Source organism: Candidatus Methylomirabilis sp., assembly GCF_028716865.1.
In the GTDB taxonomy this organism is placed as follows: Bacteria; Methylomirabilota; Methylomirabilia; order Methylomirabilales; family Methylomirabilaceae; genus Methylomirabilis.
In genome coordinates this window covers 56,322-71,003 of the sequence record NZ_JAQUOY010000014.1, presented here as the reverse complement: position 1 = coordinate 71,003, position 14,682 = coordinate 56,322, and the positions used below count along the sequence as shown (strand labels likewise).

Below are 14,682 nucleotides of genomic sequence, written 5' to 3'. Positions count from 1 at the left end.
CTCCGCGATCCTCGTCATCGCGGCCACCGCCGCCAAAGACCGGCATCCACATCGCTATCCGGGCCAGCATCACAATCACGCCGGCGAGCGTCGCCGCGATCGTGCTGATCAGCGTATCGCGATTGCGCACGTGGGCTAGCTCATGCGACAGCACTCCCTCCAGCTCCTCCTCATTGAGAATCCGCAGGATCCCCTCGGTGGCGGCTACTGCCGCATGTTCAGGGTCGCGCCCGGTCGCAAAGGCGTTTGGGGCCTCGGTGGGAATGATGTAGATGCGGGGCATCGGCATGTGAGCTCTCATCGTCAGCCCCTGAACGATCCTGTGCAGTTCCGGCGCTTCAGCCTCGCTGACAGGCTGGGCACTGTACATCGCCAGGACAATCCGGTCCGAGAACCAATAGGCCCCAAAGTTCATCAGGAAGGCCATCACGAAGGCAATGCTCATCCCTTGGCTTCCGCCAAAGTAACCTCCGATCAGGATCAGTAGGCCGGTCAGCAGCCCGAGCAGGGCCCCGGTCTTTAGCGTATTACTCATTGTGTATTCACCCTCCTTGATTCAGCGCGGCGACACACTCGTATCCGCGCCGACATCACATCTTAAGCATAGAGCGGCACTTCCGCCCTGTCAAGCACGACGGTCCACCAACGCAGCAATCGTGGACCCTCAGGGGTGGCCCCGGCGGAGCAGCCCGCGTCTTCTGACCGGCACAAGCCCCTCCTCCTCGCGGCCCTCCCAGTGTTTCATCTCGGCATCGAATTGGTCGGCCATCGCCTGCAGCAGTTCATTCATCTGGCGCTGCATCCGTTCCATCCGGTCCCGCATGTTCAGGACGACCTCCACCCCCGCCAGATTCACACCGAGTTCCTTCGTCAACCGCAGGATCAGCTCAATCCGCTCAACATCCTCTTGCGAATATACCCGTGTATTGCCCTCGGTACGGGCCGGCCGGAGCAGGCCTTCCCGCTCATAGACCCGAAGGGTCTGCGGGTGGATATCGAACATTTCGGCTACGACGCTGATCGAGTATCGACGCCGTCGCTGCCCCACCTTCGTCCCCCTTTCAACTCTTCCGCGCCGTAAGAAGATCGTCACTTCCAGAGTACCCGCCTCGGATCCTCCGGATGCAGGCGTCCCAGCTCTCGGAACAGCTCTTGCGATCGCGTATCGAGATTCCGAGGCAGAACAATCTTGATGGTGACGAACTGATCGCCACGCCCCGGTCCTTTCAGGTGCGGCACTCCCATGTTACGAAGACGAAAGACCTGTCCACTGCTTGTCTCCGTGGGAATCCGCATCGAGGCCTTCCCGTCTACAGTTGGGACCTCAATCTTGGCCCCCAGCGCCGCTTCGGTCACAGTGATCGGCACCTCGCAGTAGATATTATCCCCCTTCCGCTCGAAGAAGGGATGAGGGCGGACGCGGGTCACGATATAGAGATCGCCTGATGGGCCACCCATCTGTCCCATATGGCCTTTTCCATGAACCCTGACATTCGATCCGTTTTCCACGCCGGGCGGGATCTTCACAGCGATTCGCTCGGTCTTGACCACTGCCCCCTCTCCATGACAGGAGTTACAAAGGGATGAGGGTAGCTTCCCGGTTCCCTTGCACCGAGGGCATGCCTGATGTCCGCCAAAGAGTCCAAGCTTCCCGCGCACCCGTCCACTGCCTCCACAAGCTGAACAGGCGCGCAACTGACCCCCCGTTCCGGCCCCCGTGCCCAAGCAGGAGGGACAAGGGGCGCGTCGTTGGAGACTGATTTCGGTGGAAAGCCCTCGAACCGCATCTTCGAACTCGAGGTCAACGGCGTAATGAAGGTCTTCGCCCTTCGATGGTCCGGCCTGGGCCTCCTGTCCACGTCGGCCTAGGAGGTCAGAGAAGAGATCTTCTATTCCGCCCGGACCCCCGATGTCAAATCGGCTAAAGTCAAATCCACCCGGCCCCGCTCCGGGCCGCTGATCTGCCTCATGCCCTACGCCAAATGGCTGGTGTCCGAACTGGTCATACTGCCGGCGCTTGGCCGGGTCACTCAAGACCTCATGCGCCTCGGTGATCTCCTTGAACTTGGCCTCGGCCGCTTTATTATTGGGGTTGACGTCAGGGTGGTGCTTCCTGGCCAGGCGCCGATAGGCTTGCTTGATCTCCTTGTCCGACGCACCCCTGCGAACACCAAGGACATCGTAGTAGTCGCGCTTATGCATGCTTGTACCGTAACTACTTTAGGCGTGTAGACTGAAGGCTGAAGGCCATACATGATCTCGCGAGGCACAAATCGAGTTAGGCGTTTAGACTGAAGGCTGAAGTCGGTTTCTACCCCTAAGAGCCTTCAGCCTTCAGTCTATCCACCTTGCAGTTACCTGTCACTCCCTATTACTTCACGTCGATCTTCACTTGCTTGGGTTTGGCCTCTTCGGCTTTCGGCATGGTGACCTCCAGTACACCGTCCTTGAACACCGCCCTGATCTTGTCTTGTTGAACACCGGTGGGCAAGTTGAAGGCGCGCTGGAACGCCCCGTATGAACGCTCGATTCGGAGGTAATTTTCCTCCTTCACCTCTCGCTCGAATTTTCGCTCGCCCTTCAGTGTCAGGGTGTTGTCCTCCACCTGGATGTCGATATTGTCCCGGCTCACCCCAGGCAGCTCCGCCTTCATGACGATGCTGTCGGACGTTTCGAAGATATCCACGGCAGGAGACCACATGGAGGCCGTCAGTCCCTCTTCGTCATCCATGCGGGTCCGGGACAGCGCATGATCAAACAGGCGGTTCATCCGCTCCTGCAGCGTCATGACATCGCGGAATGGATCCCATCGAACAATCGCCACCTGCTTCACCTCCTTTCTATTCTATTTCTTGTCGCTTTTACCGCCGAGGTCCTCGAACTCGGCATCGACCACTCCACCCTCCGGTGTCCCCTGTGTCGGCTCACTCTGAGCCTGTTCACCTGGGGCCGCCTGCTTGCTCTGGGCCTGCTGATAGAGCAGCTCAGCAAGCCGATGGGAGGCCTTGGTAAGCGAATCGAGTGCCTCGCGTTGTTTGCCCACCTCTTCGCCCTTCAGGGCCTCCTTGCCCGCATTGATGGCGGTCTCCAGTGTGCCCAGCTCGGCGATCGGGAGCTTTTCGCGGTTCTCATTCAGCATCTTCTCTGTCTGATAGCACAGACTGTCGAGCTGGTTTCGGACCTCGATCTCCTCGCGCCGCTTCTTATCTTCCTCGGCACACCGATCGGACTCTTTGACCATTCGCTCGATCTCGTCTTTGGTCAGTCCGGAGCTGGCGGTGATGGTAATCTTCTGCTCCTTGCTGGTGGCAAGGTCCTTCGCGGCAACGTTGAGAATCCCATTGGCGTCGATATCGAAGGCGACTTCGATCTGCGGAATGCCGCGCGGTGCCGGTGGGATCCCCACCAGGTGGAAACGGCCCAGCGTCCGGCTGTCCCTGGCCAGTTGTCGCTCTCCCTGGAGGACATGGATCTCCACGCTGGTCTGACTATCGGCCGCCGTCGTGAAGAGTTCACTCTTGCGGGTCGGGATGGTGGTGTTCCGTTCGATCAGCCGAGTCATCACCCCACCCAAGGTTTCGATCCCCAGCGACAGAGGTGTCACGTCCAGGAGAACGACGTCTTTGACGTCCCCGACCAACACGCCGGCCTGAATGGCTGCGCCGACCGCGACCACCTCATCGGGATTGACCCCCTTATGCGGCTCCTTTCCAAAGAGCTCCCGCACGAGTGCTTGAACCTTCGGCATCCTGGTCTGCCCGCCCACCAGCACGACCTCATCGATGTTGCTTGGATCGAGACCGGCGTCCTTCAAAGCCTGACGGCAGGGCCCGATGGACCGTTGGATCAGGTCCTCGACCAATTGTTCGAGCTTCGCCCTTGTGAGTTTGATGCTCAGGTGCTTCGGTCCGGAGGCGTCAGCCGTGATGAATGGAAGGTTGATCTCGGTCTCCAGCACCGTGCTGAGTTCGCATTTGGCCTTTTCCGCAGCCTCTTTCAGACGCTGAAGCGCCATCCGGTCCTTGCGCAGGTCGATCCCCTGATCCTTCTTGAACTCATCCACCAGCCACGAGATGATCCGCTCGTCGAAGTCGTCGCCTCCGAGATGGGTATCGCCGTTAGTGGATTTGACTTCAAAGACCCCTTCACCCAACTCCAGGATGGACACGTCGAATGTTCCCCCTCCCAGGTCGTAGACGGCGATCTTCTCGTCCTTCTTCTTGTCCAACCCGTAGGCCAGCGACGCCGCCGTCGGCTCGTTCACGATTCGGAGTACCTCGAGGCCGGCAATCTTGCCGGCATCCTTGGTGGCCTGACGCTGCGAGTCGTTAAAATAGGCGGGAACGGTAATCACCGCCTGGGTGATCTTCTCCCCGAGATAGGCCTCGGCATCCGTCTTCATCTTCTGGAGGATCATGGCGGAGATCTCTGGCGGCGAATAAGATTTCCCTCTTACCTCAACCGAGGCATCGCCATTGCCGGCTCGAGCTACCTTGTACGGCACCAGCTTGATCTCCTGACTGACCTCCTCATGACGTCGACCCATGAAGCGTTTGATAGAAAAGATCGTGTTTTCAGGGTTGGTGGTTGCCTGCCGCTTGGCGACTTGACCCACCAGTCGCTCCCCCTCCTTCGAGAAGGCCACGACTGACGGGGTCAATCGACCGCCCTCAGCGTTGGGGACAACTACTGGATCTCCAGCCTCCATGATGGCCATCACTGAGTTGGTTGTTCCAAGGTCAATACCGAGAACTTTTGGCACCTCTTACCCTCCTAAAAAGAAATTGTCTTCGTTAAGTTCACCGAAAGTGAATCTGCTCTTCACTGTTCTTAAGCAAAAAGATAGTACATTAGTCCATTGCTGTCAACTATTGTTGCAATAATTTTGTTAGATTTATAACTTTTCCCTCTTATGGCCCCGTTAGAAAATCCCTTGACCCAGCCAACCGTGTGGGTTAATGTGCCAATAACCTATTGAGTTTTAAGGTGAAATGATTGGTCTACTATCTTTGTGTGAGGAGGAGGAAATGGACCAGGCAATAACTTATATTGTCGTCCTTATTACGACAAGTTCTGAGCAAGAGGCTGAGGCGATCGGCAAGGCGCTGGTCGAGTCAAGGCTGGCAGCCTGCGTGAACATTTCGACCGGGGTGCGCTCCCTCTTCTGGTGGCAGGGCGCGATCGAACGCCAGGAGGAGGTCCTTATGGTAGTAAAGAGCCGAAGCGATCTCCTTGCGTCCATTATAGAGGCCGTCAAAAGGTTGCATTCCTACACTGTGCCGGAAGTAGTGGCGTTACCTATTCTTGCCGGGTCGCCTGACTATCTCGCGTGGGTAGACAAGTCGTTACGGCCAACGCCCTGAGGCTCGCCAGAGGGTGCCAGCCATGGCGGCCCGACTTCCCCATTCGGACTGAGTTGGCCTCGACCCGACCCTCGCCTTAAGTTCCAGCCGGTAACGTCCCTTACGTTTGAAGCGCTTGACAAACGGATCGAAGAAGGGTATAAAAGGTGCCAATTGCCCGCCCTGTAGGGGCTCTTCACAAATGTATGGATCGTCACGGCTCCTTGATTGAAACCGCCTTTGGGCTCACAACCCGAACAGGAGGTCAAGATGGACCATCGATTCCCCAGAAGGTTCCTAGGGGTGGCGGGCACTATTGGGTTGAGTATATCGCTCCTTGCCCCTACTCCCGCCTTACCTTCTGAGGAGCCGATCCGCCTGGTTGTGCGTGGCACGAAGACAGGTGGTAATGGCTCAGATATGGCCCCCCAGCCGCTGAGCTACTCTGAGAATCAGCTTACAGCCGCTGTCGTCTTGCCTCCTGGTGTTCAGCGCGTCCAACCTCAGCATGCAGTCCCTGATCGCGCGCTTCGACAGCCAGGCGAGGATGTTGGAGCCCTGAGAAATGGGCTGATTCATTCTTCCAATGGGATACACGCATTGATGACGGGGGATCGAGCCAAGGCTCAGGAAGAGTTGGCGATCTCAATGAGTATTTTGTCCAAGGTCCCAGAGGCGGCGACCCCGGATAGCCTTCGCCTCCAGCTTATCGAAGAAACAGCCCACCTCAAAGCGGCGCTTTCCAGCGCCTTGCCAAGCCAAGAGGCAAGGCCTCTGACAAGCGAACAAGAGGAAGAGGACGAAGCTGATACGGAAGCCGCCCCTGACCTTGTGGCTCCCGAAGAAGCATCGAGATTGGCGCCCGCAGAGGACCAGGTGGTTTCGATGCCTGAACTGGACCTGAGCGACTTTGACGTGCCGATCGCGCTCAACGAGCAAGTCAAGGCATACATCCTCTACTATCAAACTCGAAAGTGGGGAGTGATGAACCGGGCCTTTGAGCGTTCAGGACGGTACCTGTCGATGATGCGCGGGATCTTCCGGGATCAGGGCCTCCCCCTGGATCTCATCAATCTGGCATACATCGAAAGTACCTTTAACTTTCGCGCCTACTCCAAGGCGAAGGCCTCGGGGATCTGGCAGTTTATCAAGGGAACCGGGAATCGGTACGGGATGAAGGTGAACTATTGGCTTGATGAGCGGCGGGATCCGGAAAAGGCGACCAGAGGGGCAGCTACCTACCTGAAAGAGCTGTACGGGATGTTTCAATCCTGGCCGCTGGCGTTGGCCGCCTACAATGCAGGGGAGCATCGGATTCAGCGAGCCATCGAACAGCAGGGAACTACCGATTTCTGGTCGTTAAGGCTTCCGAAAGAAACCCAGCTCTTTGTCCCGGCCTTCATGGCCATCACTATTATTGCCAAGGACCCCAGTCGGTACGGTTTTACTGCGCCGGTTGAGAAGCCCTGGGAGGTAGAACGGGTGACGGTGCCTGGGGCCATTGAACTACGTTCCGTTGCTCGGGCGGTAGGCGTGTCGTCCGATCTGATCCGTGATCTTAATCCAGCCCTGATGCGCGGGGTGACCCCTGTGACCTCCGCTAGGCATGAGATCAATCTGCCGCCTGGCGCGAAGGAGATCCTCCTGGCCAACCTGGATCAGTTGCCGCGAATCCCTTCCCGTACGATGGTTCAAGCTATAAGCCGGTGGCATCGCGTGAAAAGAGGGGAGACCCTGGTATCGATCGCGTCGCGGCACCAGACGACCGCCGCCGGGCTCGCCAGCCTCAATGGGGTAAAAGTTGGCGACAAGCTGAAGGTGGGGGCACTGCTCCGATTGGTGCCAACCCAACCATCCAGTGAACGAGCCATAACCGTTGCTCAAGCCACCCGTTCCCGAACTGTTGCACTGCGGGCCCCTGAGGTCACTGCACCCGCCCGCTCCACCGTCCACATCGTCAAGCCTGGCGATACGCTCTTTGGGATCGCCAGGGCCTACGCTGTCACGCCTGAGGAACTCCGACGGTGGAACGATACCGATCTGAGGGGTCAAACGAAGCTGCGGCCGGGGCAAGCCCTTCGACTTGGCTCAGGACAGGCAGTCCAGGTGAAGATGCAGGCCGCAAAGAGCAGCCGTGAGGCTCGTCGGAGCGCTCCTGCTTCCACAGCTTCCGCCACATATCACCGGGTGAAAAGAGGCGATACCCTGTGGGAGATCGCCAGAGTCCACGATGTGACGCCGGAAGAGCTTCGCCGATGGAATGACCTTGGACGTCAGGCTAAGCTCCAGGTAGGTCAGGAGCTGATGATCCGTCCCAGCAAGAGCTGACGGCGACCTTCGCGCCCGCCTACCAACCTTTTTTAGGTCAGGGTCCAGAGTCGTGCCACCAAGCGGCGCTGACCGACGCATTCGGTTTATCGTAGGCGTGACCTTCATTGCTGCAAGCTTCTTGGTCTACCCAGCCTATGTGACAATCCCGTTCCTTCCACTTTCTAATACGACAAAGATCAATATCACGCTCCTTGCGTCGCTTGTGAGTTGGGGGACCTTTTCCATCGGCTTCTATCTGAGCGGGCGAGAAGGGTACGAGTGGCTCAAGCAACACCTGCGTCGCTGAGCCGCGTCAGGTAAATCGATTACTTCCTTACCTGTCCTGGGGGGGTATTCTCGATCCCGACCCGCAGTAGCCCGATATTTGAAAATTGACAAGCCGAGGCTCCTTCCGTACAATTCCCCTGTCTATCAAACGTCTTGAATCTTCTCGCCAGTTCAGACTTCACCATCTACACAACGCTTTGCGTATCGGTCTGGATGATGGGGTGGTGCTGAGTGCGGCCGAGGTAACCTCATGAAGGCATTGATCTTAAGCGGAGGCAGGGGAACTCGCCTGCGTCCCATCACCCATACCAGCGCCAAGCAACTCGTGCCCATCGCCAACAAGCCAATCCTCTTCTATGCCCTGGAGGCGATGGCGGAGGCCAAGATCCGGGAGGTTGGGATCGTGGTTGGCGATACGAAGCGCGAGATTCGGGAGGCGGTGGGGGATGGGGCGCAATGGGGTCTCGATGTCTCGTATATTGAGCAAGAAGCGCCCCTTGGACTAGCCCATGCCGTCAAGATTGCTGGGCCGTTTCTGGGGAATCATCCCTTCGTGATGTATCTGGGCGATAACCTGGTCAAGGATGGGATTTGCTCCCTCGTAGAAGAGTTCGAGCAGTTGGGCGTCAACTCCCAGATCCTCCTGGCAAGGGTTCGTGACCCGCAGCGATTCGGCGTGGCGGAGCTTCGAGATGGCCGGGTGGTCTCTCTGGAGGAGAAGCCGGTGCGCCCTAAGAGCGATCTGGCGCTCGTGGGGGTCTACATGTTCGACCACACGATCCTTGAGGCGGTGGAGGCCATCAAGCCGTCGCAGCGTGGCGAACTGGAGATCACCGATGCCATCCAGTACCTGATCGACAAAGGATATCAGGTCCATCCCCATATCATCAATGGCTGGTGGAAAGATACGGGGAAGCTTGAAGATATGCTCGAAGCCAACAGGATCATGTTGGAGGCGATTACCTCCAAGGCGGAGGGGGAAGTGGACGAAGCCTCACACCTTATCGGAAAGGTGGTCGTGGAACCGGGGGCGAGTGTTGTGGCCAGCACTATTCGAGGACCGGTCATCATCGGTAAGCGCTGCCGTATCATCAACTCCTACATCGGGCCTTTTACCTCTATCTATCATGATACGCTCGTGCAGAACAGTGAGATCGAGCATAGTATCATCCTGGACCAGTGCCGAATTACTGATATCGGCGGGAGGTTGGAGGATAGTCTCATCGGGAAGAACGTCGAGGTGTTTCGGTCCGACGGAAAGCCGAAGGCCTATCGGCTGATGCTCGGGGACAGCAGTCAGGTGGGGTTAGTATAACAGGTTCAAAGTCCAAGGTGCGAGGTGCGATGACGCTCATCGATGGTGTGAAAACCAGGTTGTTGCGCCGGGTTCCTGATGAACGCGGTTTCCTCACAGAGATGCTTCGTAGCGACTGGGAGGAGTTCGAGCGGTTCGGGCAAGCCTATATTACTGCTGCCTATCCAGGGGTGGTAAAAGGGTGGCACTATCATAAGAAACAGACCGATCACTTTGTTGGGGTCCTCGGAATGTCCAAGGTTGTCCTGTTCGATTCCCGCGATAACTCTCCCACCAAAGGCCTGATCAATGAGTTCTTCATTGGTGAGCAGAATCCGACGTTGGTCAAGATCCCGCCTCTGGTGATCCATGGGTATAAGGCGGTTGGCGACCGGATGTCGGCAATTGTGAATTTCCCTACCGAGCTCTACAATTATCAGGAGCCGGATGAGTTTCGGATCCCCTATGATACTCCGGATATCCCATACGATTGGGCGGTAAAGCTGGGGTAGCCATGCGGATCCTTGTGACCGGCGGGGCCGGATTTATCGGGTCGAACTTCATTCGCCATCTTCTGGCAACAGAACCTTCTTGCCGCGTCGTGAATCTCGACAAGCTGACCTACGCCGGCAACCTCGAAAATCTCGCCGACGTTGAACGCGATCCCCGATACCGATTTGTCAAGGGGAGCATCTGTGACGCGACGTTGGTGGACGAGTTGCTGAAGGAGGAGTTCGACGCACTGATGAACTTCGCGGCTGAATCGCACGTGGATCGAAGCATCCAGGATGCGAGGGCATTCGTAGAGACGAATGTGCTTGGAACGCAGGTCATTCTGGAGGCATGCCGCCGGCATCGGATCCCAAGGATGGTGCAAGTCTCCACCGATGAGGTGTATGGTTCTCTGGGGCCGTCCGGTCGTTTTACAGAGGAGAGCCCCCTCCGCCCAAACAGCCCCTATGCGGCCAGCAAGGCGGCGGCAGACCTGCTGGCTGCGGCCTACTTTCGCACCTACGGGTTGCCGGTCATCGTTACCCGGAGTTCTAACAACTATGGCCCCCACCAGTTCCCGGAGAAGGTGATTCCACTCTTTATTACCAACGCCCTTGTTGGTGAACCGCTTCCGCTCTACGGCGACGGCCTCTACGTCCGAGATTGGTTGCACGTGCAGGACCATTGTGAGGCCTTGGCGCTGATTCTGAAGAACGGAGTCTCCGGAGAGATTTACAATATCGGCGGTAACTGCGAGTGGGCCAACATTGATGTCGCACGCTTCATCCTGCGGATCCTTGGCAAGCCCGATGCGTTGATTGCGCACGTCAAGGACCGGCTTGGGCATGATCGGAGGTACGCTCTCGATACGTCGAAACTTGAGCAGGCGCTGGGCTGGAGCCCGCGCATTCCCTTTGAGACTGGGCTTACGAAAACAGTCGGCTGGTATAGGGGCCACATGACCTGGTGGACGCGCATCAAGGAGGGGGCGTATCGGGAGTATTACCAGCAGACGTACGGAGACCTCTCACACGCCTCCCAGTAATACTCTATGAAGCTGCCTCACCACGGCGAACGAAAACGCGACCTGAGGAAGCTGTCAGCTCTTGTAGTGTGCCGCTCCACTTTATCTGCGGCTGATACTGATTGCTGAACGCGATGTTCTGGGGAACAGACAGGGCATTACATGCAAACTATGCTGACCGAAATACGTCCCTGGGGACGATGGACAGTCCTTGGGGAGGGAGAAGGGTACAAAGTCAAGCGGATTGAGATTAATCCGGGGCATCGTCTCAGTCTGCAGCGCCATACTCAACGGAGCGAGCATTGGATTGTCGTGTCCGGCACGGCCAAGATGAGCATCGGAGACCGGGTCTTGTTCGTCAAAGCCCAGGAATCGACATTCGTACCGGTAGGGACAGATCACCGAATCGAGAATCCCGGACCTCGTCTACTCACCATTATTGAAATTCAAAACGGCGCTTACCTCGGGGAAGATGACATTGTCCGACTTCAGGATGACTACGGGCGGAGCGACGGGTAGGGGCGACAAATTTGTCGCCCCCCCCGTCTTTGCGGTGGTACTCGCCGGCGGGAGGGGCGAGCGCTTCTGGCCGGTCAGTACGGAGGCGCAACCCAAGGCGTTCCTCCGTGTAGTTGGAAGCGAGTCGCTCCTGCAGGCGACGGTTCGGCGGGTGCGGCTCCTGTTACCCTGGTCGCAGATTGCCGTTGTGGTTGAGAAGAAGCAGGCCGACCTTGTCCGGGAGCAACTCCCTGAGCTCCCCGCAGCCAATATCCTGCTCGAACCGCAGGGCAAGGACACCGCGGCGGCCATCGGCCTGGCCTCGCTCCATATCGAGCGACTTGATCCTGAAGCGATCATGATCGTCCTGCCGGCCGATCACTACGTCCCGGACGGCGAGGCGTTTGTGGCGGTCCTGCGGCGGGCGCTCGATCTACTTGCCTTGCAGCCGGACTGGGTCGTGGTATGTGGGATCCCCCCCACCAGACCAGAGACCGGGTACGGATATCTGGAGATCAGTGAGCCGCTTGCCTCGTCTCCCGGCGCTTTCCGTGTCCGTCGATTTCTGGAGAAGCCGGATCGGCAGTCAGCCGAGCGTCTGGCAACAGACGGGTGCCACTACTGGAACAGCGGCATCTTCCTCTGGCGGAATGTCGCCATCCAAAATTTGCTTGCCCAGCATATGGGAGAAGTGTGGGCGGGCCTCTGCCGCATCCGTGAGGCTCGGGGGGTCCAGGAGGCGCTGGTCCGGGAGTATAGGACGTTTAAAAAGCAGTCAGTGGACTACGGGGTATTGGAGCGGATGGAGGGGAGAGTTGTAATGGTCAGGGCCGATTTCGCCTGGGACGATCTTGGAGCCTGGGATGCGTTGGCTCGGGTGCTGCCTGTGGACGATGACGGTAATGTGATCGTGGGTGAGGTGCAGTTACTAGATACGACGCAGTCGGTTATTGTCTCGGATGGGCTGCGGGTGGCCACCGTGGGGTTGTCGGAGATGATTGTGGTGGCGTCCAAGGACGGCGTACTGGTCTGCCCAAAGGGGCGGGCCCAGGAGGTCAGAAGGCTCGTGGGGAAGTTCCGATGACCGCGCGGCGGGCGTTAATCACCGGTATTACAGGCCAGGACGGCTCCTATCTGGCCGAGTTCCTCCTACAGCAAGGGTACGCGGTGGTCGGGATGGTGCGGCGAGCCAGCACCGAGCCGTTCGAGCGAATTGCGCACCTTCGCGAGCGGATCACGTTGAAGCCTGCGGACCTGCTCGACCAGGCGTCTCTGATTCATCTCGTCCGGGAGGTCAGGCCGCACGAGATCTATAACCTTGCCTCGCAGTCGTTTGTCCCGACCTCGTGGGAGCAGGCGGTCCTGACAGCTGAGTTTACTGCCGTGGGGGTAACCCGCCTTCTGGAGGCGATCCGCCTTGTGGATCCCGGCATACGGGTTTATCAGGCAAGCACCAGCGAGATATTCGGTAAGGCTCAGGAGGTGCCGCAGCACGAGCGGACACCGTTCTATCCGAGAAGCCCATACGGTGTGGCCAAGCTCTACGGCCACTGGATCACGGTCAATTACCGGGAAAGCTACGGGCTGTTCGCCTGCTCGGGTATCCTGTTCAACCATGAGTCCCCTCGCCGCGGCAAGGAGTTTGTGAGCCGAAAGGTCACCGATGGCGTCGCGCGTATCAAGCACGGCTTGGCGACGGAGCTGAAGTTGGGCAACCTGGACGCGCGGCGGGATTGGGGGTACGCGGGCGACTATGTGAAGGCGATGTGGTTGATGCTACAACAGGAGAGCCCGGATGACTACGTTATCGCCACGGGTGAGACCCATTCAGTCCGAGAACTCGTCCAGATCGCGTTCGCGAGGGCAGGACTCAATTGGCGGGCGCATGTGGTTGAAGATCTCGCGCTGAAGCGACCCGCCGAGGTCGATTTGCTGCAGGGGGACGCATCCAAGGCGAAGCGCGTGTTAGGCTGGCAACCGGAGGTCGGCTTTCGCGAGTTGATCGAGATGATGGTGGATGCTGACATCGAGCGTTACGCCGAGGCCTTGCCAGGATCGGGGCGCAGCGGGGGGAGGTAGGGCTAGTGGAGATCTGCATCGTGGGGACGGGGTACGTCGGCCTTGTCACCGGAGCGTGCCTCGCGGAGATCGGTCATCGCGTGGTCTGTGTGGACGACGACCGGGAGAAGATCGCGACTCTGAAGCGGGGCGAACTGCCCATCTTCGAGCCTGGCCTCGATAACCTTGTTACGCGTAACCGGGGGGCGGGTCGTCTGTCCTTTACCGCCGACCTCAAGGAAGGGATCGAGGCCGCGACGGTGATCTTCATCTGCGTCGGGACGCCGCCACTGGAAGATGGAGACGCGGACCTCTCAGCGGTGGAGCAGGTGGCGCGGCGGATCGGGGAGTTGTCGTCTGCCTACAAGCTGGTGGTAGAGAAGAGCACGGTGCCCGTTCAAACCGGGATGTGGATTGAGAAGACGCTCAAGGTCTATGGGGGAGGCGTTAACGAACGGTTCGATGTCGCCTCCAACCCCGAATTCCTTCGCGAGGGTTCTGCTGTTGAGGATTTTCTACACCCCGACAGGATCGTAGTGGGGGTAGAGCATCCTCGGGCGGAGCGGCTGCTCAGGGAGTTGTACGAGCCGATTCTTCACCGCGCCTTCACCTGTCCGATTCACAGTAAGTGCGAGAAAGTCCGACCCGTGCCATTCCTGGTTACGGACATCAAGAGTGCTGAGTTGATCAAGCACGCCTCGAACTCATTTCTGGCCACAAAGATCTCCTTCATGAATAGCGTGGCGGATCTGTGTGAGCTGGTTGGCGCTGATGTTGAGCTGGTAGCGGAGGGGATGGGGCTCGACCGGCGGATCGGACGCGCCTTCTTGAACGCGGGGCTCGGCTTCGGAGGGTTTTGCTTCCCGAAGGATCTTCAGGCGTTCGTCAAAATTGCAGAGAAGTGCGGATACGATTTTGGCCTGCTGCGAGAGGTTGATCGAATCAACCAGGCGAGAATTGCGCAGGCGATCAAGAAGCTGAAGGATCAGCTCTGGATCCTGAAGGAAAAGGTTGTCGGTGTCTGGGGGCTGGCCTTCAAACCGGATACGGACGACGTGCGGTACTCCCCCGCGCTTGCCCTCATCAATCGGCTTCTGGCGGAAGGCGTGGCCGTCAAGGCCTACGACCCAAAGGCGATGGAGAGGGCGCTACAGCAACTCCCTTCGCTCGTCTGCTGTCAGAATCCGTATGAGGTAGCTTCTGGTGCCGATGCGCTGGTCGTGGCGACGGAGTGGAAAGAGTTTGCCAACCTTGACCTCACACGGGTCAAGAGCCTCATGCGACGACCCCTGATACTGGATGGCCGGAACCTATTCGATCGCCAGAAGATGAAGGCCATGGGGTTCGAATATCTGGCGATCGGACGATGAAAGGGG

The 14,682-nt window shown here is 58.3% G+C and carries 15 protein-coding genes; 10 read left to right on the top strand and 5 right to left on the bottom strand.

The window, feature by feature from the left end; translation table 11 throughout:
- From PHV01_RS07305 to dnaK, 5 genes are all read right to left on the bottom strand, one after another.
- The coding region (locus tag PHV01_RS07305; protein ID WP_337290498.1) for a M48 family metalloprotease at positions 1-535 on the bottom strand (535 nt) is incomplete at its 3' end.
- Between the two features lie 129 nt (positions 536-664).
- Positions 665-1,048, bottom strand: a complete 384-nt coding sequence (locus tag PHV01_RS07300) for a helix-turn-helix transcriptional regulator (protein ID WP_337290497.1) — start codon at positions 1,046-1,048, stop codon at positions 665-667.
- Between the two features lie 41 nt (positions 1,049-1,089).
- On the bottom strand, positions 1,090-2,202 hold the full coding sequence (gene dnaJ, locus PHV01_RS07295) for a molecular chaperone DnaJ (RefSeq protein ID WP_337290496.1): 1,113 nt from the start codon (positions 2,200-2,202) through the stop codon (positions 1,090-1,092).
- 169 nt (positions 2,203-2,371) lie between these two features.
- Positions 2,372-2,824, bottom strand: a complete 453-nt coding sequence (locus PHV01_RS07290; RefSeq protein ID WP_337290495.1) for an Hsp20/alpha crystallin family protein — start codon at positions 2,822-2,824, stop codon at positions 2,372-2,374.
- Positions 2,825-2,845: 21 nt separating this feature from the next.
- Positions 2,846-4,762 (bottom strand): molecular chaperone DnaK, encoded by a 1,917-nt coding sequence (gene dnaK, locus PHV01_RS07285; protein WP_337290494.1) that lies wholly within the window; start codon positions 4,760-4,762, stop codon positions 2,846-2,848.
- 265 nt (positions 4,763-5,027) lie between these two features.
- Here dnaK and cutA point away from each other — a divergent pair, with 265 nt between their 5' ends.
- From cutA to PHV01_RS07235, 10 genes are all read left to right on the top strand, one after another.
- A complete protein-coding gene (gene cutA, locus PHV01_RS07280) occupies positions 5,028-5,363 on the top strand; it encodes a divalent-cation tolerance protein CutA (protein ID WP_337290493.1) in 336 nt (111 codons plus the stop codon).
- 249 nt (positions 5,364-5,612) lie between these two features.
- The gene (locus PHV01_RS07275; RefSeq protein WP_337290492.1) at positions 5,613-7,670 is read left to right on the top strand and encodes a LysM peptidoglycan-binding domain-containing protein; all 2,058 of its coding nucleotides are present in this window, start codon (positions 5,613-5,615) and stop codon (positions 7,668-7,670) included.
- A gap of 52 nt (positions 7,671-7,722) precedes the next feature.
- Positions 7,723-7,959: a hypothetical protein gene (locus PHV01_RS07270; protein ID WP_337290491.1), complete on the top strand. Its 237-nt coding sequence runs from the start codon at positions 7,723-7,725 to the stop codon at positions 7,957-7,959.
- Between the two features lie 231 nt (positions 7,960-8,190).
- A complete protein-coding gene (locus PHV01_RS07265) occupies positions 8,191-9,255 on the top strand; it encodes a glucose-1-phosphate thymidylyltransferase (protein ID WP_337290490.1) in 1,065 nt (354 codons plus the stop codon).
- A gap of 29 nt (positions 9,256-9,284) precedes the next feature.
- The gene (locus tag PHV01_RS07260; protein ID WP_337290489.1) at positions 9,285-9,746 is read left to right on the top strand and encodes a dTDP-4-dehydrorhamnose 3,5-epimerase family protein; all 462 of its coding nucleotides are present in this window, start codon (positions 9,285-9,287) and stop codon (positions 9,744-9,746) included.
- Positions 9,747-9,748: 2 nt separating this feature from the next.
- Positions 9,749-10,771: a dTDP-glucose 4,6-dehydratase gene (gene rfbB / locus PHV01_RS07255; protein ID WP_337290488.1), complete on the top strand. Its 1,023-nt coding sequence runs from the start codon at positions 9,749-9,751 to the stop codon at positions 10,769-10,771.
- 141 nt (positions 10,772-10,912) lie between these two features.
- A complete protein-coding gene (locus PHV01_RS07250) occupies positions 10,913-11,269 on the top strand; it encodes a phosphomannose isomerase type II C-terminal cupin domain (protein ID WP_337290487.1) in 357 nt (118 codons plus the stop codon).
- On the top strand, positions 11,244-12,332 hold the full coding sequence (locus tag PHV01_RS07245; RefSeq protein ID WP_337290486.1) for a sugar phosphate nucleotidyltransferase: 1,089 nt from the start codon (positions 11,244-11,246) through the stop codon (positions 12,330-12,332). Before PHV01_RS07250 ends, PHV01_RS07245 begins: the two co-directional genes overlap by 26 nt.
- The gene (gene gmd, locus PHV01_RS07240; protein ID WP_337290485.1) at positions 12,329-13,327 is read left to right on the top strand and encodes a GDP-mannose 4,6-dehydratase; all 999 of its coding nucleotides are present in this window, start codon (positions 12,329-12,331) and stop codon (positions 13,325-13,327) included. The genes PHV01_RS07245 and gmd overlap by 4 nt, the downstream gene beginning before the upstream one ends.
- Positions 13,328-13,332: 5 nt before the next feature.
- Positions 13,333-14,676, top strand: a complete 1,344-nt coding sequence (locus PHV01_RS07235) for a UDP-glucose/GDP-mannose dehydrogenase family protein (RefSeq protein WP_337290484.1) — start codon at positions 13,333-13,335, stop codon at positions 14,674-14,676.
- The last annotated feature ends 6 nt before the right edge of the window (positions 14,677-14,682 follow it).